The sequence below is a fragment of the Jeotgalibacillus sp. ET6 genome (assembly GCF_029667115.1).
Taxonomy (GTDB): Bacteria; Bacillota; Bacilli; order Bacillales; family Jeotgalibacillaceae; genus Jeotgalibacillus.
This window is the reverse complement of record NZ_JARUIU010000014.1, coordinates 1-21,346: the sequence shown is the minus strand read 5'-3', so window position 1 is coordinate 21,346 and position 21,346 is coordinate 1. Positions and strand designations below refer to the sequence as shown.

Here is a 21,346-nt window from a genome sequence, read left to right as displayed (position 1 = left end):
GAATGAGCGTCATACATCCCGTCAACCGCGCATAAAATGTGCTAAGTAACAGTTTGAACTTAAAAGCGGGGTGGATGGAGTGTCTTATTCAATGGAACCGAGGGTGGATAAGCCCGAGCATGAAATTATAATGAGCAAGAGGCAGACTCTTTCAATCACTGGGGTAAGACAAGTGGAGAGCTTTGATAATGAGGAATTTTTACTTGAAACGGTGCAAGGGTTCTTATCAATCAAGGGAAAAAATCTGCAGATGGTGAATCTTGATGTAGACAAAGGTCATGTTTCTTTAAAAGGAAAAATTGACGACTTACTTTATATTGATGAACCAGGCCCGCAGGAAGCGAAAGGGCTGTTCAGTAAGCTGTTTCGATGATTCTGGATCTTCAGCTTCAGGTCATGTCGACGATGCTGGCAGCCGGCCTGGTGATCGGTCTGAACCTGACACTCTACGACCGGTATATTGTTCGAAGAAAAACAGGCGGACTCAGGTGGCTGACAGATGGCGTTTTTTGGTGTGTACAAGCTTTACTCGTTTTCCTGCTATTGTTTAACGTCAATGGAGGAGAGTGGAGATTTTACGTACTGCTCTCCATCATTTGCGGATTTGCAGGCTACGAAGCATTAATTAAAAAATCATTTGTCGCGATCCTTTCGTTTATCGACCGGATCGTGAAGTGGATTGTGCGGATGCTGACGCTGATCATTGGGGCTTTGATCTTCACTCCGATTTTTTGGATAGTTAAATTAATACGGGCCATTTTTCAAACACTCTTTTCCGGAATATGTCGAATTTTCTTGGTAATCGGAAAGATTTTGACAAGACCTTTTCAGCCATTTATCCAATTTTTGAAAAATAAACAATCTTTTTTTGCAAAAAAGATAAAAAAGTGGCTTAATCTGTTATATAATAGGGAATAAAGAAACAGGATCCGTCACAATGTGCACGAGATGAACAGAAGGAGGAAGGCATCCGCTTATGGGAAACCCACGCAAAAATGTAACATCACTTGAGAATCAATATGCAGCCGAGCAAAAACACTCTGAGCAGCGCAGAGTCATGCACAAAAAAAGACTAATGAGACGCTTATCATTTTTCATAGTATTTGCGGTGGTCTTTGGCGGGCTTCTTATTTCATCCATGGTGACACGGGCAAATGTTCTCGATGAAAAGAAAGCAGAAAAGGTGCAATTAGAAGAGCAGGTTGTTCAGCTGAAAAAGGATGAAACAAAGCTCAATAAAGAGATCGAAAAGCTAAATGACGATGATTACATAGCCAAGTTAGCCAGACGGGACTATTTTTTATCGGATGAAGGAGAAATAATTTTTAATATTCCAGAAGACTCCAAAGGCACGTCTGGTATGGATAATGGAGCAAATGGAGAAGATTCTGAATAGAATAATTTACAATATAGGGTGTCGCTATGTTGACACTCTTTTTTTATGTTGGCTATAATGATAAGTAAGGTCTATTTTTTATTTTTCTAAGGAGGATCATTTTTTTTATGTCAATCGAAGTAGGCAGCAAGGTACAAGGTAAAGTGACAGGCATCACTCATTTCGGGGCTTTCGTTGAATTACCTGGGGGTTCAACAGGACTTGTGCATATCAGTGAAGTTGCGGATAACTATGTCAAGGATATCAACGAACATCTTAAAGTAGGCGACGAAGTAGAAGTGAAGATCTTAAATGTTGAAAAGGACGGCAAGATTGGTTTGTCCATCCGTAAAGCAAAGGATCAACCACCGCAGCAGCAAACACAGCAACGTCCAAGACCCAACCGTGGAAATGACCAGCGAGGCGGCCGCAGCAGCAATAGCGGCGGACCTGTAGGAAGAGAAACATTTGAGCAGAAAATGGCTCGCTTCCTGAAGGATAGTGAGGATCGCCTGACATCTTTGAAGCGTCACACAGAATCAAAACGAGGCGGAAAAGGTGCAAAAAAAGGATAATTAGCTGTCAAATTCGTATGGTAGATGGCATCAATAATCTTGATCTGTCGATACAATACAATGCGAACCAGGAAGCCGGCGCCGAGCCGGCTTCTTTTTTTTTATGAAAAAAATACTGGAAGACTCCGCTTCAATCGACCTGTTTTGAGTGGCAAGTGGAGGTCGTGTAAGCACGATGGATTTGCTGAACCCAATATAAAGAAGGAATATTGCGCATCTCTGTTGTATTTATGTACATAAGTGAGTACGTTGAAGAAAGAGCTGCTAGATTGAATAGAAGGGCTGAGACCTGACAGTCCGAGTAGATTTCTGAAAATAGTGATAATATCCGAAACCAAATGGTGCTGCTATACGTATATGGGATAAAACATAATCGACACTGCTGATTTAGGATTTTCTATTCGTTTTGGAAGGAGGATAAAGAAGTTGACTTTTTTTATGATTATTGGAGCTGTTGCGATTACCGGAATCATTACAGATCACTTACAGAAACAAGCTAAAAATAAACGAAAAGCCATAAAGGAAGAATATGAACTGGAAAAACTAAAGCATGAAAACTTTCTGCTTGAAACAGAAAAGCTGAGACTTCAATTAGATCATCGCCATCATTCTGATTCTGATCACAAAAGGTTGTCTTAAACACCCGGAATAAAGGAGGAATACTATGAATGCAGATGCTTTAACAGATTTAGTCGCTGTTGTGATGTCGCTTTCTATTCCCATCGTTGTAATTGTTGGATATTATTTCCAACGTCAATCTGTAATCAAAAAGTCCATTCTTGAAGGAGAGATTGAATTAGAAAAGCTGCGGCACGAAAACTTTTTGCTGGAGACTGAAAAATTAAAAGTAGAATTAGAGCATCATAAGCTTCCAAAAACCATTTCAACCAAATAAAAACACATCAGCCAAAGGCTGATGTGTTTTTTTATGACCCGTACGGGATTCGAACCCGTGTTACCGCCGTGAAAGGGCGGTGTCTTAACCGCTTGACCAACGGGCCTATATGGTGGCGGCAGAGGGGATCGAACCCCCGACCTCACGGGTATGAACCGTACGCTCTAGCCAGCTGAGCTACGCCGCCATTGGATAAACATGCTTTTTACTGTGTTGATAAACACAGAAAGCAAAATGAAGCACAAGTTATATAATACATAGCGCTTGAAAAAGTGTCAATGTTTTTTTGAATTATTTTGCTCAAATCCGGGCTCAGAGATGAATTACGCTACTGCCGCTTCATTCGCTCCACAAAACGGACCTATGGTTTTGGTCACCTAACAGAGCATGTTACCCATTGTAGGGTTCTTTGTGGACAAAAGCTTAAATAGCAGCGGGTTTCAGCAGACTGCTTCTCAAAGAAGAATCAGCAAGAAAACTTCACAATGGATGGACGAAAACCAGCTAACGTTTACTATACTCATTTTTCTGCCGGCGCAACCCCAATTTGTAAATATATTATCCCTGACTTTCCGAGAAAAAGAACGAGCCTTCGACTTGCTTTCAGAAAATTAATAGGCGAAAGGCAGAAATGATTCCCGAATAGCTAGTTTTTTTCAAAATAAGTCGAAAGAAACTTTAAAATCGCCTCTGTATTTTGACAAACTATTCTTCATTTTGTCTTTTATAATTACTCGCAACAACAACGAAATATTAGGGAGTGGAGTAAATGGAGAATGTACATGAGGTAAACATGAAAGTGACGAATTCAATTTCTTTAATGCAGGCCAAACGAAAAATACCGAAGTGGAAGAACACAATCAGCCTGCTGTTCGTTCATTGGATGGTTCACAAAGGCATCCTTCATATCTTAGTCAGTCTTTTACTTGGACGAGCATTGTTTCTGTCACAGTTTACTCCTTTCGCCTTGCCGATGTTCGCTGTCATATTTGCAGTGAGCAAGGAAAAATCAATCATCGTCATGCTTGGTCTGGTAGCAGGTGCTTCATCCCTTGGGATCTGGCAGGGGGTTTACACACTATCTACCATTATGCTGTTCTATCTTGCTTCTTTGGCAGTCAGGCAAAAAATGAAAACCAACCGCTATATTCTTGCAGGAACGGTGGCAAGTTCCGTCATTGTAGCGAGGAGTATTTACTTAAGTATAGAGCTTCCTGAAGTTTTCACCTGGGTGGACGGGGTGATGGTGGCATTTGAAGCGGTACTTGCCGGAATCCTGACGCTCGTATTTTTACAGGGATACCAGCTGCTTACAAAAACCCGTAAAAGAACATACGCCCCGGAAGAAATGGTGGCGATTGCTATAGTCGTGGCATCCGTCGCCACCGGGCTAATTGGTTTCACTGTAGGCGGTCTCGCTATGGATCATATCCTGACGCGATATATTGTGATTATTGCAGCTCTGGCCGCCGGGGCAATGGTAGGCTCCACAGTCGGCATCGTAACAGGACTGGTTTTTTGTTTATCCTCTGTGGCTCATTTGCCTGAGGTGGCCGTCCTGGCTGTTGCCGGTTTATTAGGCGGGCTAATGAAAAGCGGAAAAGGGACCGGTGTGGTTCTTGGATTAATGATGGCTACCTTATTAATGGGACTCTTTATGAACCAGGGGGCGCAGCTTGAATTTTCATTATATGAGTCGGCCATTGCGGCCATTGCCGTCTTTTTAACGCCAAAGCGTTTTGTCTTTGCGATTTCCCGGAATATCCCCGGGTCGGTCGAACATGAGCTCGATCAGCAGCTGTATGCGCGGAATGTGCGGGATGCGACTGCTGAAAAAGTAGAAAAATTTTCAGGAATGTTTGAAATGCTGGCCAAAAGCTTTGAGTGTGCAGAAAAAGATCCCGAAACAGCCGTTACCGCTGTTTCTCTTGATAATACATTAAGCAGAGTGACAGAAAGCACCTGTCAAAAGTGCTTTAAGAAGGATTATTGCTGGTCCACCCACTTTGATCGAACCTACGACTGGATGAAGGAATTAGCGAATCCTGATGATCATAAGCCGCCGCAGCAATGGCAGGGCTTTTGTGTAAAAGCAGAACAGGTTGAGCTGGCTTTTGAGGAGGAGTATGCGGACCGGGCGGCAAAACTGCAAATGAAAAAACAAATGATGGAAAGCAACCAATTCGTGTCCAATCAGCTCCAGGGACTGGCGGCTGTTATGAAGGATTTCGCGTCAGATCTTCAGCGGGAAACGCAAAAACATGACCAGCAGGAGGAGGAAATGCTTCATGCCCTGATTGAATTTGGCATACATGTAGATAATGTGGACATTCACAGTTTGGATTATGGTCATATTGATGTGGATGTGATGCTGCCTTTTGTAGAAAAGCACGGGGAATGCGAAAAGCTCATTGCCCCGATGCTATCATCCATTTTAAAAGAAACCATTGTCGTTCATCAAAAAGTCGAGATCCCTTCCCCGTATGAGGGAATGGTGGTGACATTCAGATCGTCTAAAGCATTTAAGGTGAGTGTGGGGATCGCTCATGCAGCTCATGGAGGAGGGCTCATTTCAGGTGACAGCCACGCCGCAGTTCATTTACATGGGGGGAAATATGCAATAGCCATCAGTGATGGAATGGGGAATGGAGAAAAAGCAAGAATGGAAAGCGATGAAACCATCCAATTGCTGCGGCAGATGCTGCAGGCAGGAATAGAGGAGGAGCTTGCGATCAAATCCGTTAATTCTATTTTAACTGTAAAACGCACCGGTGATATGTATTCTACAGTGGATCTGGCGATGATTGATTTGCAAAATGCGAAGACGAAATTTTTAAAAGTAGGCTCTGTGCCAAGCTATATTAAGAGGGGGAAAACAGTGAAAACGATTGAAGCCAGCAATCTTCCGATGGGATTCTTCAGTGAACTGGATATGGAAGTGCTAGAAGACCAGTTAAAAGCAGGAGATCTATTGATTATGCTAAGTGACGGGGTGCTGGATGGTCCCCGCTTTATAGAAAATCCGGAAAGATGGATCAAACGGCAAATTTCAGAGCTGAGAACAAGCGATCCACAGGAAGTGGCGGATATTTTAATGGAGGCTGCCGTGCGAACATCCGGAGGGGAGATCGAGGATGATATGACGATAATGGTCGCACAGCTCCAGCATGAATTGCCAAAATGGGCGGCGATCCCTGCCGTTATTAAGACGGGATAAAATGAGAAAAATTGAATCAGTAGGAGGTGATAGGGGAAAATTGATACAATAGAGAGAGAACTCGTTGAAGAGGACCGGAAAAGGTGAAAGCGTATGAAAGACATTTTAAATAAAATTCATTCCTATATAGAAGAGCATCAGCTATTTAGTGATGGAGATAAAGTCATCGCGGCGATTTCAGGGGGGCCGGACTCGATGGCTCTTCTCCATTATTTGCTTCATCATGCAAAAAAACGCCTCAACATAGAAGTGGCGCATGTGGACCATATGCTGAGAGGAGAGGAATCAAAAAAAGATGCTGATTTCGTAGAAGCATATTGCGAGCAGCAGGGAATTCCCTGCCACCGTGCTTCTTTGGACGTAAAGAAAAAAATGGAGATGGAGGGCACAGGGTTGCAAGAAGCGGCACGAGCCGTCCGTTACGACTACCTAAAGGAGGTCATGACAGAAATCCGCGCATCCAAGCTGGTCCTTGGGCACCATGGGGATGACCAGGCAGAAACCGTCCTGTTTCGCCTGGTTCGCGGATCTACGATGAAAGGGCGTGCAGGCATTGCGGCAAAACGCAATTTTGCAGGTGGAGTTCTTGTAAGACCGCTGCTTGCTCTAACGAAAGCAGAAATAGAACAATATTGTGAACACTATCGCATCGAGTATCGGATCGATCCGAGCAATGCAAAGGATTCCTACACAAGAAATCGTATCAGACATCATATTATTCCATTATTAAAAGAAGAAAACCCTTCTCTTAATGAGCAGATTAAACGCTACACTGAAGAGGTAAAAGAGGATGAGGACTGGCTTTTACAGCAGGCAGAAGACCGATTGCAAAAACGAATTATTGAACAGCAGGTTCAATTTATGAAGATAGAGCGAAAGAATTGGTGTAAGGAAGCTCCTCCTTTACAAAGGAGAATGATTCATCTAATATTGAATTATCTTTATGCAAAAGTACCCACGTCATTATCTTCCGCCCATACGGCTTCTGTCAGAAAGCTAATGGAGCAAAAGCATCCATCCGGAGAGCTCCATTTGCCCAAAGGCTTGCTGGTTCAACGGTCGTATTCAACTGTAACCTTTCATTTTGTTCCATCCGCTCAAGCTTTGCCTTATTGCTATCGATTGGATCAAAATGAAGCAATTGTTCTTCCGGGAGGAGGAAAAGTGATTGCAAAAGAAGGTTTGGTGGAAGACTTAGATGAAACCGCTGATTTTTGCTGGCTGAACCCCTCAGAGGTAGAGTGGCCGTTGACCGTCCGCACTAAAAAAGACGGCGACCGCATCCATCTCAAAGGGATGAATGGTTCAAAAAAAATCAAAAAAATATTCATCGACGAAAAAATACCGCTGGATCTGCGCGGCCAATGGCCAATTGTTACAGATGCTTGCGGAAGGGTGCTTTGGATTCCGGGGCTGCGCACTGCACAAGGTGTTGAGAAGCCGTCAAACGGAAACCGTGCATGTACTTTAATTCATTATAAGGATCTTCTAGGGGGACATAGTTCGTGTTGAATCAGGATATTGAAGAAGTATTGTATACAGAAGAGCAGCTTCAGGAAAAAATTAAAGAGCTTGGAAGCGAGCTGACAGAGGAATATAAAGATTCCTATCCGCTTGCTGTCGGCGTTTTAAAGGGCGCTCTTCCATTTATGGCAGATTTGATTAAACGTATGGATGTCTATCTGGAGATGGATTTCATGGATGTATCCAGCTACGGAAACTCTACTGTTTCTTCCGGAGAAGTTAAGATCATTAAGGATTTAAATACGAAGGTAGAGGGCAGGGACATTCTCATCCTTGAGGATATTATCGACAGCGGTCTTACGCTGAGCTATTTAGTCGATCTGTTTAAATACCGCAAGGCAAAGTCAATTAAAATTGTGACACTGCTCGATAAGCCATCAGGCCGTGTTGCAGATATCAAAGCTGATTATGTTGGTTTTATTGTGCCGGATGCTTTTGTTGTAGGATACGGACTTGATTATGCGGAACGCTACCGAAACCTCCCATATATCGGTATTTTAAAGCCAGAAATTTATACGGATGCTGAGTGATGAGTTCTCATCCGAAAGCGCCGTATGCAAAGTGTGCAGCCACGGGTCATAATGGTTGTCATGCTTTATTTCACTATGGTACTATTGGTATTAGTTTCTTTAACCGTGGGGAGGAGGTAAGGGATGAACCGGATATTTCGTAACACGATATTTTATCTATTAGTATTCCTGGTAATCATTGGGATTGTTGGTTTATTCAACAGTGGAAACCAGCCCGACCAGGAACTCACATACGGTGAATTCATCAACTCACTAGAAAATGGTGAGATTACAGAAATTGATATTCAACCGAACCGGAGCGTTTATAACGTAGTCGGACAAAAAAGTGGATATGCGGAAGACGAGTATTTCGTTACCAACATTCCATTAGAAAGCAGCGTGCTTGAAACCATTGACGAGGTAGCAGCAGGAACGACCGACGTTAATGTACTTGAAGCACCGGAAACGAGCGGATGGGTCACTTTTCTTACGACAATTATTCCTTTCGTTATCATTTTTATCCTTTTCTTCTTTTTATTGAACCAGGCACAAGGAGGCGGCGGCGGCCGCGTCATGAATTTTGGTAAAAGTAAAGCCAAGCTTTATACAGAAGAAAAGAAAAAAGTCCGCTTTAAAGATGTAGCGGGTGCCGATGAAGAAAAGCAGGAGCTTGTGGAAGTGGTCGATTTCCTTAAAGACCCGCGCAAATTTACGGATGTCGGCGCACGTATACCTAAAGGGATCCTTTTAGTAGGTCCTCCGGGTACAGGTAAAACATTGCTTGCCCGTGCAGCAGCCGGTGAAGCCGGTGTACCGTTCTTCTCGATTTCAGGTTCTGATTTCGTTGAGATGTTTGTCGGTGTGGGTGCATCCCGTGTACGTGATTTATTTGAAAACGCGAAAAAGAATGCTCCGTGTATTATCTTTATTGATGAGATTGATGCAGTGGGACGTCAGCGTGGAGCAGGACTGGGCGGCGGACATGACGAGCGTGAACAGACGCTGAATCAGCTGCTTGTAGAAATGGATGGCTTCGGCGGAAATGAAGGCATCATCATGATTGCTGCAACAAACCGTCCGGATATCCTTGACCCTGCCCTTCTTCGTCCAGGTCGTTTTGACCGTCAAATTACCGTTGACCGTCCGGACCTTGGAGGTCGTGAAGCAGTCTTAAAAGTACATGCACGAAATAAACCGTTAAGCGATAATATCGACTTAAAAGCGATTGCGCAGCGTACACCAGGTTTTTCAGGGGCAGATCTTGAGAATCTTCTGAATGAAGCAGCGCTTGTTGCCGCAAGACGCGATAAAAAGTCCATCGATATGGCAGATATTGATGAAGCAACAGACCGGGTGATCGCAGGTCCGGCTAAGAAAAGCCGCGTCATCTCTCAAAAAGAGCGAAAAATTGTGGCTTTCCATGAATCAGGCCATACCATTATTGGGGTTGTGCTTGACGAAGCGGATATGGTTCACAAAGTAACAATCGTTCCCCGGGGACAGGCAGGCGGCTATGCCGTTATGCTTCCAAAAGAAGACCGTTACTTTATGACACGTCCTGAGCTTCTGGATAAAATCACAGGCCTTCTTGGCGGACGCGTTGCGGAGGATATCATTTTTGGTGAAGCATCAACAGGTGCCTCGAATGACTTCCAGCGGGCAACAGGAATTGCACGCCGAATGGTTACTGAATTTGGTATGAGTGAAAAACTCGGTACTCTGCAATTTGGTCAGTCTCAAGGACAGGTATTCCTTGGCCGTGACTTTAACAGCGAACAAAACTATTCGGATCGCATTGCCTATGAGATTGATATTGAAATTCAATCCATCATAAAAGAGTGTTACGACCGTGCGAAGACCATACTTACAGAAAATCGCGATAAACTGGAGTTAATCGCGGAAACATTACTGGAAGTTGAAACTCTTGATGCAGGTCAAATTAAACATCTTGTTGATCATGGAACGCTTCCTGTGCGTGACTATGGAAATGAAGATGATCAAAACGAATCGACAGGTTCAAAAGATGATACAGCGGAAACGCCTGCTGAAAAATCATCAGAAGAACTATTAAAAGATTCAAAAGGACCAAAGGAATTTAGAGGGAATCAGCCTACTGAGGAAGATGTTAAACCTCCAAAGAACCCAGGTCCGACAGAAGAACGAAAAGATAAAGAGTAATATGTAACAGGCGCCGTACCTACGGCGTCTGTTTTTTAGTTAAAAACACTAAAGCAAAGACGGCCAATTTTGTTGAATGGCTGCTATTTTGAGTTACCTTCATTTCAACAGGATGTGACAAAAAGGCAGAAATCCGGTGTTTCGACACAAAAATTGAATATCTGTGGGGAAACCTTCTTCACTGAATAGCGTACAGCTCGGTTGAGGCACAATTGTCCCAGCCCCGTTTTTTGTTGAATGAACACGACCGTCTTTCATAGCCAATTCAGTGCACTTCAATAGATTTCACATCGAATTATGGTATGATATTTGAAGTGTTAATAATTCTGTAGGAATGGTGAAAAACATGATATTTGTATTGGATGTTGGGAATACAAACACGGTATTGGGTGTATATAAGGATGATCAGCTTCTTTATCATTGGCGAATTGAAACAAATCGTCATAAGACGGAAGATGAATATGGAATGCTTGTAAAAAATCTATTTGAACATGTAGGACTTTCATTTGAGGAATTTGATGGAATTATCATATCCTCTGTAGTCCCGCCTATTATGTTCCCTCTTGAAAGAATGTCCCAGAAATACTTCGATCTTAAGCCATTAGTGGTGGGCCCTGGTATGAAAACAGGGTTGAATATCAAATATGATAATCCCAAAGAAGTGGGCGCGGACAGGATTGTGAATGCAGTTGCAGGCATTCAGGATCACGGCGGCTCACTCATTATTGTTGATTTTGGGACAGCCACCACCTATTGTTATATAAATGAAAACCGTCAGTATATGGGGGGAGTCATTGCTCCTGGAATCGGTATTTCTACTGAGGCCCTGTATGCAAAGGCTGCGAAACTTCCGCGTATTGAAATTGCCCGTCCTGATCATGTTATAGGGAAAAGCACAGTGACAGCGATGCAGGCGGGAATCGTCTACGGGTATGTGGGGCAGGTGGAAGGAATTGTTTCCCGCATGAAAAAAGAAGCATCCGGACCGGTAAAAGTCATCGCGACAGGAGGACTTGCTTCTTTAATTTCTAAGGAATCTGATGTGATTGATCATGTAGATCCTTTTTTAACGCTTAAAGGGCTGCAATTAATATATAAACGGAATATGGAAGATGGAAAGGAGAATGCAAAATGAGAGATTATATGGTAAGGGCATTAGCTTATAACGATCATGTCCGCGCATATGCAGTAAATACAACAGCGACTGTACAGGAGGCTCAGGAACGCCATTACACCTGGCCAACCGCTTCTGCAGCACTCGGACGTGCAATGACAGCAGGTGTCATGATGGGTGCAATGCTGAAGGGTGATAATAACCTCACCGTAAAAGTGGAAGGAAACGGTCCGATCGGCTTGATCCTTGTTGACAGTAATGCAAAAGGTCAGGTAAGAGGCTATGTGACCAATCCTCAAACCCATCTGGATTTAAATCCTCAAGGAAAACTGGATGTACGGGGTGCAGTGGGAACGGAAGGATCACTAACAGTGGTCAAGGATTTAGGCATGCGTGAAAATTTTACAGGTCAGGTGCCGCTTGTTTCCGGTGAACTTGGCGAAGATTTTACGTATTATTTTGCGACGTCTGAACAAGTCCCATCCTCAGTTGGGGTAGGGGTTTTAGTGAATCCGGACAACACGATTTTAGCTTCAGGCGGTTTTATCATTCAGTTAATGCCGGGAGCAGATGAATCAACAATTGAAACCATTGAAAAAAGACTTAATTCAATTCCTCCTGTCTCTAAAATGATACAGGAAGGGCTGTCGCCTGAAGAAATCCTCGATACTGTACTTGGAGAAGGAAATGTACGTGTACTCGATGAAATGCCTGTTTCTTTTTCATGCAAATGCTCAAAAGAACGCTTCGGAACCGCGATCATCAGTCTTGGAAAAGATGAAATTCAGGATATGATTGAAGAAGACGGTCAAGCAGAAGCGCAATGTCACTTTTGCCATGAAACATATCTCTACGACAAACAGGAATTAGAAGGCTTTTTAGCAGAGGCAAAATAACTGTGAGTAAATCCGATCTGCGAAACAGGCGTCTTAAAGCAAAGCCACTCGTTTATATTATTGGATTTTTACTTTTAACTAATATCATTACATTGATCATTTTAATGACAGCTCCTGACTCGGATTCCCTTTCTGAAACGGTTGCGACGGTTGATGGAGAAGAAATTTCAAGACAGGAATGGCTGCATGCCATTGAACTGCGGTATGGAAAAGAAGTTCTCCAGCAATTAATTAATCAGCGTGTTATGGAGCAATCTGCGGAAAAATACGATATCTCCATTTCACAGGAAGAACTGGATCAGGAGTTTTCCCTGCTGCGTTCTGTTTTAAATATGAATGATCAGGCTTCTCTGCCAAATGAAGAAGTGTTGAAGGAACAGCTTAAAACGGAGCTGATCTTAGAAAAATTGATTACTTCTGAAGTGCAATTTTCCGAGGAAGAGCGAAGAGAGTATTTTGATGAAAATCAGTCTCTTTTCTCAGTCCCTGTGATGTACCGTCTTTCTCAAATTGTCGTCGCAACGGAAGAGGAAGCGCAGCAGGTAATGCAGGAACTGTCGAACGATTCTTCCTTTGAGGCATTGGCCAGAGAACGCTCCATTGATGCTGCGACTGCAAGCCAGGGGGGCATGTATGGATATATTCCTGAGGATTCGACCTCTGTAGATGAAGGAATCATTCAGGCAGCTGGTTCGCTGGACCAGGGAGAGTGGTCAAGTCCGATTCAAACGGATCAGGGTTATGTCATTGTGTATTTACATGAAACCACCGAAGGAGTGTCCTTTACTTTTGAGGAAGTGGAAGACCGTATTGAACGGCAACTTGCACTTGAACAATTAAATATTCCGGTAACGGCAGAATCTTTTTGGGACGAAATGCCGATCACATGGTTTTACGGTCCCACTGAATAAAAAACACAGAATAGAGGCTGAGTGCTTCTATCTCTGTGTTTTTTAGCATATTGTGACTAGGGCGAAAAATAATTAGTACATAATAGTTGAAATCATTCTGAAAAGTTGGTAAATTTGGAACATAACGAAATGCCGATTATATTACTAGGGATTAGGAGTGTGGATATGGTACGCATTGCAAATAATATTTCTGAACTCGTAGGACAAACACCTATTGTGAAGTTAAACAGAATGACAGATGACAATTCAGCTGAGATTTATCTAAAGCTGGAGTATATGAATCCAGGCAGCAGTGTAAAGGATCGGATTGCGCTTGCTATGATTGAAGCAGCAGAAGAAAAAGGCGATCTCAAGGCCGGCGACACAATTATTGAGCCTACAAGCGGAAATACCGGAATTGGACTTGCGATGATTGCAGCTGCAAAGGGCTACCGTACCGTACTCGTTATGCCTGAAACGATGAGTATGGAACGCCGCAACCTTCTCCGGGCGTATGGTGCAGAGCTTGTGCTGACACCGGGACCTGAGGGAATGAAGGGCGCCATTGCCAAAGCGGAGGAAGTAGCCAATGAAAAAGGATACTTTATGCCGCAGCAATTTAAAAACGAAGCAAACCCTGAAGTGCACCGCCGTACAACAGGTAAAGAAATTGTTGAACAAATGGGTGACCAGCTGGATGCTTTTGTTTTAGGGATTGGCACAGGCGGAACGATTACAGGAGCAGGGCAAGTGCTTCGTGAAAAATATGAGAACATTAAAATTTACGCCGTAGAGCCAACGGACTCACCTGTTTTATCAGGAGGAAAGCCAGGCCCTCATAAGATTCAGGGAATTGGAGCAGGATTTGTTCCCGATATCCTTAACACAGACATGTACAATGAAGTCATCCAGGTTTCGAACGAACAATCCTTTGAAACAGCGAGAAAAGCTGCACGTCAGGAAGGGATTCTTGGTGGTATTTCATCTGGAGCCGCTATATATGCAGCGCTTAAAGTAGCGAAGGAATTAGGAAAAGGCAAAAAAGTGCTGGCGATTATCCCAAGTAATGGAGAGCGTTATTTAAGCACACCTTTGTATCAATTTGAGGAATAAAGGATCCTGAGAGCAAGCTGGATCTGACTATATAGATGTGACAAAAACAGGCCGTATAGCATGGCCTGTTTTTTTGTATGGAAAAATCAAAATATCTCCATGTACATTCATCTCAGATCGTCTCGTTTCATGAGGTTTCCGGTGATTGAATCGCCTGGATCGTGTATGATAAAAGATAGACCAGACTTTAGGAGTGACACAAAAATGAGTGCATTTACTTTATCGTACCGAACCATACACACTACGCACGAAGCGTTTTTTACTACATATACCTGTCAGTCTTCTGAAGAAGATCGGCATATTTTTTTAGAAAGCGGAAGAGGAGGCCGCTACAGCATGGCAGGCATCCGTCCGTTTGCCTGGGCAAGGGGAGAAAAAAACGAATTAACCGTATATGAGCAGGGAACCGAACAAACACTTGAAGGAGACCCGCTTCACCTCCTTATTGACTGGATGAAGCCCTATAAGCATGAGCCTGTACCTTCTCTGCCAGATTTTCAAGGAGGGGCTATGGGGTACATTTCCTATGATTATGTCCGTTCGATCGAGCAGCTGCCTGAAATCGCAGTTAACGACCATGGCTTGCCGGATCTTTATTTTATGATTTTTGATCAATGGCTTGTGTTCGACCATCAAACCAACCTCCTGTATTTTATGGTGCTGCATAAAGAAGGTGAGGGCCGGGATACAATGCTTGACCAATGGGTTGCTTCATGGCAAGAAGGAATAAATCAGGAAAACAGGGGTAAGGCAGGCGGAAACGTGGGGGAAGAAAAGTCATCACCACTCGAGTTTTCAATGGATGAAGGCCGATTCAGTCAAGCGGCGGAAGCCATTCGAACATATATTGCGCAAGGAGACGTGTTCCAGGTGAACTTATCGGTCCGCCAGTCCAAAAAACTGATTGCAGAGCCGCTCTCCATTTACCAGGAATTGCGTACCTTTAATCCTTCACCGTATATGTCTTATGTTCATATGCCGGATGAGCAAATCGTCTCAGCTTCTCCGGAGCTATTAATTAAAAAATCAGGAACTGAACTTAGTACAAGACCGATCGCCGGCACCCGTTCAAGAGGGGAAAATCAAGAAGAAGACCAGAGACTCGCGAATGAACTAATTCAAAACGAAAAGGAACGGGCGGAACATGTCATGCTTGTTGATCTTGAACGGAATGACCTCGGCCGTGTCAGCCGGTACGGGACGGTGGAAGTAAATGAATTTATGGTCATTGAGCGGTATTCACATGTCATGCACATTGTATCGAATGTACGTGGACAGCTTGATCCTTCCTACAATGAAGCCGATGTAATCAGAGCCGTTTTTCCTGGAGGCACCATTACGGGTGCGCCAAAGGTTAGAACAATGGAAATTATTGAAGAGCTTGAGCCAGTCAGAAGAGGTCTTTACACCGGATCGATTGGCTGGATTGGTTTTAATGGAGATATGGAATTAAATATCGTGATCCGTACGATGCTTGCTCAAAATGGAGTCGGGCATGTGCAAGCTGGAGCGGGTGTGGTCATAGATTCCCATCCGAAGCGTGAATATAAAGAATCGTTAAAGAAGGCGCAGGCACTATGGCATGCAAACGATCTGGCAGAAGGCAAGGAGATGACAACATGATCTTAATGATTGATAACTACGATTCATTTACGTATAACCTGGTGCAATTTTTAGGAGAGCTTGGAGAAGAACTGGTCGTGCGGAGAAATGACGAGATTTCGATTGCAGACATTTCCGAAATGAACCCCAGTTATTTAATGATTTCTCCGGGGCCATGCAGCCCGAATGAAGCAGGGATCAGCCTTGAGGCAATCCATACGTTTGCCGGAATTATTCCGATCTTTGGTGTATGCCTTGGCCATCAGTCGATTGCCCAGGTGTTTGGCGGAAATGTGGTTCAGGCAGAGCGGTTAATGCACGGGAAGACCTCTCTTATTTATCATGATAATCAAACCGTTTATCAAAAGCTGCCCAACCCGTTTACTGCCACCCGCTATCACTCTTTGATTGTTGAAAAATCCTCGGTCCCTGAAGAATTAATCGTCACAGCGTGGACAGATAAAGGGGAGATCATGGGGCTTCGCCATCGTACTCTTGCTGTAGAAGGGGTGCAATATCATCCGGAATCGATTATGACGGAGCATGGAAAGGTTTTGCTGCGCAATTTCCTGACTGCCTACAAATCGTTCAAACCGAGAGTGGATGCCACATGAAAATATGGCAAAACGGAACCATTTTAGAAGCGGAAGACGCAAGAATTTCTCCCTTTGACCATGGGTTTCTCTATGGAATGGGCGTTTTCGAAACGTTCCGTACGTATGAGGGACATCCTTTTTTGATTGGCGACCACGTGGACCGGCTAAACCTCGCGTTAAAGGAAATGCAGATCGACGATTCCTTTACTATTGATGAAGTGATGCAAATGGTTACAGCACTCAGGGAAGCAAACGGGGGAGAAGACGGCTATTTTCGTCTTAATGTATCAGCGGGAGTCCGTGATATCGGTCTTTTTCCGGACCCTTATAAAAGACCGGCCATTATCCTCTTTCAAAAGCAGCTTCCTGTTAGTGGAGTGACGGAGAAAAAAGGCGAATGGCTGACGATTTCCCGTAATACTCCGGAAACGTCGCAGCGATTAAAGTCCCATCATTATTTTAATAATATTGCAGCAAGGAGAGAGGTAAGCGATGGGGCTGAAGGCCTTTTTTTAACAGCTGATGGCTTTGCAGCAGAAGGCGTGACCTCCAATTTGTTCTGGATTACTCAAAAGACCCTGTTTACGCCCTCTCTTGCAACCGGTATTTTAGCCGGAATTACGAGAGCAACGGTTATCGCGATTGCAAAACACGCAGGGCTCAAGGTGGAAGAGGGCTTTTACAGGAAAGAAGATGTGCTGAAGGCGGATGAAGTATTTGTGACGAACTCTATTCAGGAAATTGTCCCGCTGCACGCAATTGATCATACTTCATTTCCTAGATCAGCAAGAAAATGGACTGTCTATTTAAAGCGAGAGTATCAAAACCAGACATCTTCCCTGATACGCATAGAGGATTTAGGAAAGGAGGGATGAGCATGATTTTACACTGCAGAAATAAAACACTCGATCTATCTCAAAAAACCGCCATAATGGGAATCTTGAATGTCACACCAGACTCCTTTTCAGATGGCGGACAATTTGATGAACGGGAAAGAGCGGTCGCAAGAGCGAAAGAAATGGTACAGCAGGGTGCGGATATGATTGATATCGGCGGCGAGTCCACACGTCCTGGACATGAGCCGGTTTCTGCTGAAGAAGAAATCGCACGTGTGGTTCCAATGATTCGGGCCATCGTGAAAGAAGTGGATGTGCCTATTTCCATTGATACCTACAAGGCGTCCACTGCAAAAGCGGCGGTCGAAGCCGGTGCTTCAATCATCAACGATGTATGGGGAGCTAAGCGGGATCCGGAAATCGCAGCTGTAGCTGCACAGCACCAGGTGCCGATCGTCCTGATGCATAACCGCACCAATCGCCAGTACGACTCATTTCTAAAAGAAGCATGGGAGGACTTAAATGAAAGCATTCTGATCGCCAGGCACGCCGGAGTGCAGGACAGCCAAATTGTTTTGGACCCCGGCATCGGCTTTGTTAAATCCCATAAGCAAAATATTGAGATGATGAGAAATCTGGACCGGTTAGTAGAGATGGGGTTCCCGGTGCTGCTCGGAACCTCCCGCAAATCCATGATTGGAAATATCCTCGACCTGCCGGCATCTGAGCGGATGGAAGGAACGGGAGCAACAGTCTGTTTCGGTATTCAAAAAGGATGCCATATTATGCGGGTTCACGATGTAAAAGAAATTGCAAGAATGGCTAAAGTGATGGATGCATTGATGGGAAAGGGTGAAAGCAATGGATAAAATCAAAGTAAATGAGATGGAATTTTACGGCTATCATGGTGTGTTTCCTGAGGAAAATAAACTGGGACAGCGGTTCCGGGTCAATGTAATATTGGAACTCGACTTGCGAAAGCCGGGACACTCAGACCATGTGGAGGACTCCATTAATTATGGAGAGGTTTACACTTTATGCAAAGAGGTAGTCGAAGGGGAGCCCTATCAGCTGATTGAGTCTGTAGCAGACCGTATTGCATCGGGTTTGCTGGGACAATTTGAAAAACTGGTTCAATGTACGATTGAAGTGATTAAGCCGGATCCGCCAATACGCGGTCACTATCAATCTGTTGCGGTTGAAATCACCAGGAGCAGAGGCTGACATGACATCGATTGCTTACTTATCATTAGGTTCAAATCAGGGTGAGCCCTTTCTTAATCTGAAAGAGGCACTAAGTCAATTGCAAACGTCAAAAGGAATTCAGGTATCGCGGGTTTCTTCCATTTATGAAACAGATCCGGTCGGCGTAACAGAGCAAAACGCGTTTTTAAATCTTGCTGCTGAAATTGAAACAGATAAGAACCCTGAAGAATTATTAAACCTGTGTCAGCTAATAGAAGAGAATCTCGGGCGTAAACGGCTGGTTAGGTGGGGCCCACGGACCATTGATCTTGATATCCTTTTGTTTAATGCAGACATGATCCAATCAGACCGGCTGACGATCCCCCACCCGCGAATGCATGAACGCAGCTTTGTTTTAATTCCTTTGCTTGAAATCAGCCCGAATTTGGTTCACCCAGGTTTAAAAAAGTCGTTAAAGCAACAGCAGCAAACACTCTCTGATCATGCGGGAGTAAGGCTTTGGAAAAAGAATCACAGCCTTCTTTTAGAAGAACTGCTTTAATGTGCATAATGAAATGAAGGTAGAAAAGTTCAAGACTTGCAATTAAAGGTTTCTGAAAGAGCTTGGGTCAAAGCTCAATTTTAAAGAACGAGGTAGTGTCTATAAATAGTAAGAGGTGAACGGAGCGGAGGGCGGCGACTCCAGCCGTCCCTGCAGAAAGCGTCCACCTGAAGCGCAGCGAACCGAGCCGGTCAAAGAGGCTGAGACACTTTTTTGTCCCAGCCTCTTTATATAGAAGAGATTTGTCGAAAAAACCAAGAATTTGTTTTGTTACTGGGTTCATCTCTCATTCTTTTCGACACAGAGATTCACCAAAAGAGACTTTAGGGGTGTACCCACTCTGCATATTGTGTAAAATAGACAAGTAGTTGTGAATCCGGTCTAAGACCTTGATCCATAGAAAATAAAAATGAGGAGTGAACGGAATGAGTCACGAAGAAATGAATGACCAATTTCGCGTACGCCGCGAAAAAATGGAATCGATCCGTGAAAAAGGAAACGATCCATTCGGCAAACGCTTTGACCGATCGCACGGTTCAAATGATATAAAAACTCAATACAGTGAGTTTACAAAAGAGCAGCTCGATGAAACTCCAGTAACGGTTTCAGCAGCAGGCCGCATCATGACCAAGCGCGGAAAAGGTAAAGCAGGTTTTGCCCATATCCAGGATTTACAGGGTCAAATTCAGTTATATGTTCGAAAAGATGCAATTGGTGAAGAAGCCTATGAGCTTTTTAATACATCGGATTTAGGAGACATTGTTGGAGTAAGCGGAACAGTTTTCAAAACCAAGGTAGGAGAGCTATCCATAAAAGTAACAAGCTTTGAGCTCCTATCCAAGGCTCTTCGTCCGCTTCCGGAAAAATTTCATGGCTTAAAAGACGTTGAGCAGCGCTACCGCCAGCGTTACCTGGATCTTATCACGAGTGAAGAAAGCAAAAACACATTTATCGCGCGAAGCCGGATTATTCAGTCCATGCGCCGATACCTGGATGACAATGGATATCTGGAAGTGGAAACACCTATGCTTCATTCAGTAGCAGGGGGAGCAGCAGCCCGTCCATTCATTACCCATCACAATGCATTAGATATGGAGCTTTATCTGCGTATCGCGATCGAACTGCATTTAAAGCGTCTGATTGTCGGAGGAATGGAAAAAGTCTATGAAATTGGCCGTGTCTTCCGTAACGAAGGGGTCTCTACCCGACACAACCCTGAGTTTACAATGATTGAATTGTATGAAGCGTACGCTGATTTCCATGACATTATGAACCTGACAGAGAACCTTGTAGCACATGTAGCGAAAGAAGTGCTTGGCACTACCGTAGTACCATATGGCGGCCACGATGTGGATCTTACTCCAAAATGGACCCGTCTTCACATGGTAGATGCGATTAAAGAAGTAACTGGCGTTGACTTCTGGAGCGAAATGACTGCAGAAGAAGCGCATGCTCTTGCGAAAGAACATGGCATCGAAGTAAAGGAATCTATGGAATACGGCCACATTGTAAATGAGTTCTTTGAACAAAAGGTAGAAGAAACACTTGTTCAGCCAACCTTTATCTACGGCCATCCGGTTGAGATCTCTCCACTGGCTAAGAAAAATCCTGAAGATCCACGCTTTACCGACCGTTTTGAGCTATTCATTGTAGGCCGCGAGTACGCGAATGCTTTCACGGAGCTAAATGATCCGATCGATCAGCGTGAGCGTTTTGAAGCTCAGCTTGCAGAAAAAGCTGCTGGAAATGATGAAGCACATGAAATGGACGATGATTTTGTTGAAGCGCTGGAGTATGGTATGCCTCCAACAGGCGGATTAGGAATTGGAGTGGATCGCCTGGTGATGCTGCTGACCAATTCACCATCGATTCGCGATGTTCTGTTATTTCCTCTTATGCGTCATCGGGATTAAGACAAAAAAAAGGCTGCCCAAGTGGCGGCCCTCTTTTTTTTCGATCTGGCAGAATCATAGAACAAAGAATTTATAGTGAGATTTACAAAAGGTTTACAAGGCTTTTAAAATTAATTCTAGTTTTTTTAAAAAAACTATTGTCACGCTGTTTGCCGCATGTTATATTATTATTCGTTGCTAAGAAAAACAACGCGAACAAAAAACAATTTAAAAAAGTTGTTGACATCGATACTGAAATAATGGTAAGATGATCTAGTCGCTTGAGAGAGCAACACACAAACGAAACACTTTGAACCTTGAAAACTAAACAACCAAAAACGTCAACGTTAGTACAAGAATTACAAGAAACACAATGAGCTTTATCAA

The 21,346-nt window shown here is 43.8% G+C and carries 21 protein-coding genes and 2 tRNA genes; 21 read left to right on the top strand and 2 right to left on the bottom strand.

Translation table 11 applies throughout. The annotated features are described in order from the left end of the window. The first annotated feature begins 91 nt into the window (after positions 1 to 91). The 6 genes from yabP (at position 92) to P6709_RS18990 (ending at position 2,845) form a co-directional block, all read left to right on the top strand. Positions 92 to 373, top strand: coding sequence for a sporulation protein YabP (yabP, locus tag P6709_RS19015; protein WP_278242521.1), 282 nt, complete (start codon positions 92 to 94; stop codon positions 371 to 373). Then, entirely contained in the window at positions 370 to 918 is a 549-nt protein-coding gene (gene yabQ, locus P6709_RS19010) for a spore cortex biosynthesis protein YabQ (RefSeq protein ID WP_278242489.1), read from the top strand. The genes yabP and yabQ overlap by 4 nt, the downstream gene beginning before the upstream one ends. Positions 919 to 976: 58 nt before the next feature. Beyond that, positions 977 to 1,396: an FtsB family cell division protein gene (locus tag P6709_RS19005; RefSeq protein WP_278242488.1), complete on the top strand. Its 420-nt coding sequence runs from the start codon at positions 977 to 979 to the stop codon at positions 1,394 to 1,396. A gap of 107 nt (positions 1,397 to 1,503) precedes the next feature. After that, positions 1,504 to 1,950: a S1 domain-containing RNA-binding protein gene (locus P6709_RS19000; protein ID WP_278242487.1), complete on the top strand. Its 447-nt coding sequence runs from the start codon at positions 1,504 to 1,506 to the stop codon at positions 1,948 to 1,950. Between the two features lie 426 nt (positions 1,951 to 2,376). After that, positions 2,377 to 2,589, top strand: a complete 213-nt coding sequence (locus tag P6709_RS18995) for a hypothetical protein (protein ID WP_278242486.1) — start codon at positions 2,377 to 2,379, stop codon at positions 2,587 to 2,589. A 25-nt stretch (positions 2,590 to 2,614) separates the two neighbouring features. Beyond that, positions 2,615 to 2,845 (top strand): hypothetical protein, encoded by a 231-nt coding sequence (locus tag P6709_RS18990; protein WP_278242485.1) that lies wholly within the window; start codon positions 2,615 to 2,617, stop codon positions 2,843 to 2,845. 34 nt (positions 2,846 to 2,879) lie between these two features. On the opposite strand, the gene P6709_RS18985 is transcribed toward P6709_RS18990, so the two are convergent. Further along, a tRNA-Glu gene (locus P6709_RS18985) sits at positions 2,880 to 2,951 on the bottom strand. Between the two features lie 4 nt (positions 2,952 to 2,955). After that, a tRNA-Met gene (locus P6709_RS18980) sits at positions 2,956 to 3,032 on the bottom strand. A gap of 582 nt (positions 3,033 to 3,614) precedes the next feature. Between P6709_RS18980 and spoIIE the strand changes: the two genes are divergently transcribed. From spoIIE to lysS, 15 genes are all read left to right on the top strand, one after another. After that, positions 3,615 to 6,062: a stage II sporulation protein E gene (gene spoIIE, locus P6709_RS18975; RefSeq protein WP_278242484.1), complete on the top strand. Its 2,448-nt coding sequence runs from the start codon at positions 3,615 to 3,617 to the stop codon at positions 6,060 to 6,062. Positions 6,063 to 6,155: 93 nt separating this feature from the next. Next, on the top strand, positions 6,156 to 7,574 hold the full coding sequence (tilS, locus tag P6709_RS18970) for a tRNA lysidine(34) synthetase TilS (RefSeq protein ID WP_278242483.1): 1,419 nt from the start codon (positions 6,156 to 6,158) through the stop codon (positions 7,572 to 7,574). After that, complete coding sequence (hpt, locus tag P6709_RS18965; RefSeq protein ID WP_278242482.1) at positions 7,568 to 8,116, top strand: hypoxanthine phosphoribosyltransferase; 549 nt, start codon at positions 7,568 to 7,570, stop codon at positions 8,114 to 8,116. Before tilS ends, hpt begins: the two co-directional genes overlap by 7 nt. A gap of 123 nt (positions 8,117 to 8,239) precedes the next feature. After that, positions 8,240 to 10,273: an ATP-dependent zinc metalloprotease FtsH gene (gene ftsH, locus P6709_RS18960; protein WP_278242481.1), complete on the top strand. Its 2,034-nt coding sequence runs from the start codon at positions 8,240 to 8,242 to the stop codon at positions 10,271 to 10,273. 346 nt (positions 10,274 to 10,619) lie between these two features. After that, a complete protein-coding gene (locus tag P6709_RS18955; protein ID WP_278242480.1) occupies positions 10,620 to 11,408 on the top strand; it encodes a type III pantothenate kinase in 789 nt (262 codons plus the stop codon). Beyond that, positions 11,405 to 12,283, top strand: coding sequence for an Hsp33 family molecular chaperone HslO (hslO, locus tag P6709_RS18950; RefSeq protein WP_278242479.1), 879 nt, complete (start codon positions 11,405 to 11,407; stop codon positions 12,281 to 12,283). Before P6709_RS18955 ends, hslO begins: the two co-directional genes overlap by 4 nt. Positions 12,284 to 12,285: 2 nt before the next feature. Then, on the top strand, positions 12,286 to 13,194 hold the full coding sequence (locus P6709_RS18945) for a peptidyl-prolyl cis-trans isomerase (protein ID WP_278242478.1): 909 nt from the start codon (positions 12,286 to 12,288) through the stop codon (positions 13,192 to 13,194). A gap of 165 nt (positions 13,195 to 13,359) precedes the next feature. Further along, the gene (gene cysK, locus P6709_RS18940) at positions 13,360 to 14,286 is read left to right on the top strand and encodes a cysteine synthase A (RefSeq protein WP_278242477.1); all 927 of its coding nucleotides are present in this window, start codon (positions 13,360 to 13,362) and stop codon (positions 14,284 to 14,286) included. 204 nt (positions 14,287 to 14,490) lie between these two features. After that, on the top strand, positions 14,491 to 15,909 hold the full coding sequence (locus P6709_RS18935) for an anthranilate synthase component I family protein (RefSeq protein WP_278242476.1): 1,419 nt from the start codon (positions 14,491 to 14,493) through the stop codon (positions 15,907 to 15,909). Then, positions 15,906 to 16,502 (top strand): aminodeoxychorismate/anthranilate synthase component II, encoded by a 597-nt coding sequence (gene pabA, locus P6709_RS18930; RefSeq protein ID WP_278242475.1) that lies wholly within the window; start codon positions 15,906 to 15,908, stop codon positions 16,500 to 16,502. Before P6709_RS18935 ends, pabA begins: the two co-directional genes overlap by 4 nt. After that, a complete protein-coding gene (gene pabC / locus P6709_RS18925; RefSeq protein ID WP_278242474.1) occupies positions 16,499 to 17,359 on the top strand; it encodes an aminodeoxychorismate lyase in 861 nt (286 codons plus the stop codon). The genes pabA and pabC overlap by 4 nt, the downstream gene beginning before the upstream one ends. 2 nt (positions 17,360 to 17,361) lie before the next feature. Continuing rightward, positions 17,362 to 18,189 carry a dihydropteroate synthase gene (gene folP / locus P6709_RS18920; RefSeq protein WP_278242473.1) on the top strand — a complete coding sequence of 276 codons (828 nt, stop codon included), beginning with the start codon at positions 17,362 to 17,364 and terminating at the stop codon, positions 18,187 to 18,189. Next, positions 18,182 to 18,544 (top strand): dihydroneopterin aldolase, encoded by a 363-nt coding sequence (gene folB / locus P6709_RS18915; RefSeq protein WP_278242472.1) that lies wholly within the window; start codon positions 18,182 to 18,184, stop codon positions 18,542 to 18,544. Before folP ends, folB begins: the two co-directional genes overlap by 8 nt. 1 nt (position 18,545) lies before the next feature. Further along, positions 18,546 to 19,067 carry a 2-amino-4-hydroxy-6-hydroxymethyldihydropteridine diphosphokinase gene (gene folK / locus P6709_RS18910; RefSeq protein WP_278242471.1) on the top strand — a complete coding sequence of 174 codons (522 nt, stop codon included), beginning with the start codon at positions 18,546 to 18,548 and terminating at the stop codon, positions 19,065 to 19,067. Positions 19,068 to 19,492: 425 nt separating this feature from the next. Next, positions 19,493 to 20,980, top strand: coding sequence for a lysine--tRNA ligase (gene lysS / locus P6709_RS18905; RefSeq protein ID WP_278242470.1), 1,488 nt, complete (start codon positions 19,493 to 19,495; stop codon positions 20,978 to 20,980). Positions 20,981 to 21,346 lie beyond the last annotated feature (366 nt).

Coding starts and splice junctions, on each gene's coding strand:
- yabP (WP_278242521.1), top strand. CDS start 92: ATGGAACCGAGGGTGGATAAGCCCGAGCATGAAATTATAATGAGCAAG.
- yabQ (WP_278242489.1), top strand. CDS start 370: ATGATTCTGGATCTTCAGCTTCAGGTCATGTCGACGATGCTGGCAGCC.
- P6709_RS19005 (WP_278242488.1), top strand. CDS start 977: ATGGGAAACCCACGCAAAAATGTAACATCACTTGAGAATCAATATGCA.
- P6709_RS19000 (WP_278242487.1), top strand. CDS start 1,504: ATGTCAATCGAAGTAGGCAGCAAGGTACAAGGTAAAGTGACAGGCATC.
- P6709_RS18990 (WP_278242485.1), top strand. CDS start 2,615: ATGAATGCAGATGCTTTAACAGATTTAGTCGCTGTTGTGATGTCGCTT.
- spoIIE (WP_278242484.1), top strand. CDS start 3,615: ATGGAGAATGTACATGAGGTAAACATGAAAGTGACGAATTCAATTTCT.
- tilS (WP_278242483.1), top strand. CDS start 6,156: ATGAAAGACATTTTAAATAAAATTCATTCCTATATAGAAGAGCATCAG.
- ftsH (WP_278242481.1), top strand. CDS start 8,240: ATGAACCGGATATTTCGTAACACGATATTTTATCTATTAGTATTCCTG.
- P6709_RS18955 (WP_278242480.1), top strand. CDS start 10,620: ATGATATTTGTATTGGATGTTGGGAATACAAACACGGTATTGGGTGTA.
- hslO (WP_278242479.1), top strand. CDS start 11,405: ATGAGAGATTATATGGTAAGGGCATTAGCTTATAACGATCATGTCCGC.
- cysK (WP_278242477.1), top strand. CDS start 13,360: ATGGTACGCATTGCAAATAATATTTCTGAACTCGTAGGACAAACACCT.
- P6709_RS18935 (WP_278242476.1), top strand. CDS start 14,491: ATGAGTGCATTTACTTTATCGTACCGAACCATACACACTACGCACGAA.
- pabA (WP_278242475.1), top strand. CDS start 15,906: ATGATCTTAATGATTGATAACTACGATTCATTTACGTATAACCTGGTG.
- pabC (WP_278242474.1), top strand. CDS start 16,499: ATGAAAATATGGCAAAACGGAACCATTTTAGAAGCGGAAGACGCAAGA.
- folP (WP_278242473.1), top strand. CDS start 17,362: ATGATTTTACACTGCAGAAATAAAACACTCGATCTATCTCAAAAAACC.
- folB (WP_278242472.1), top strand. CDS start 18,182: ATGGATAAAATCAAAGTAAATGAGATGGAATTTTACGGCTATCATGGT.
- folK (WP_278242471.1), top strand. CDS start 18,546: ATGACATCGATTGCTTACTTATCATTAGGTTCAAATCAGGGTGAGCCC.
- lysS (WP_278242470.1), top strand. CDS start 19,493: ATGAGTCACGAAGAAATGAATGACCAATTTCGCGTACGCCGCGAAAAA.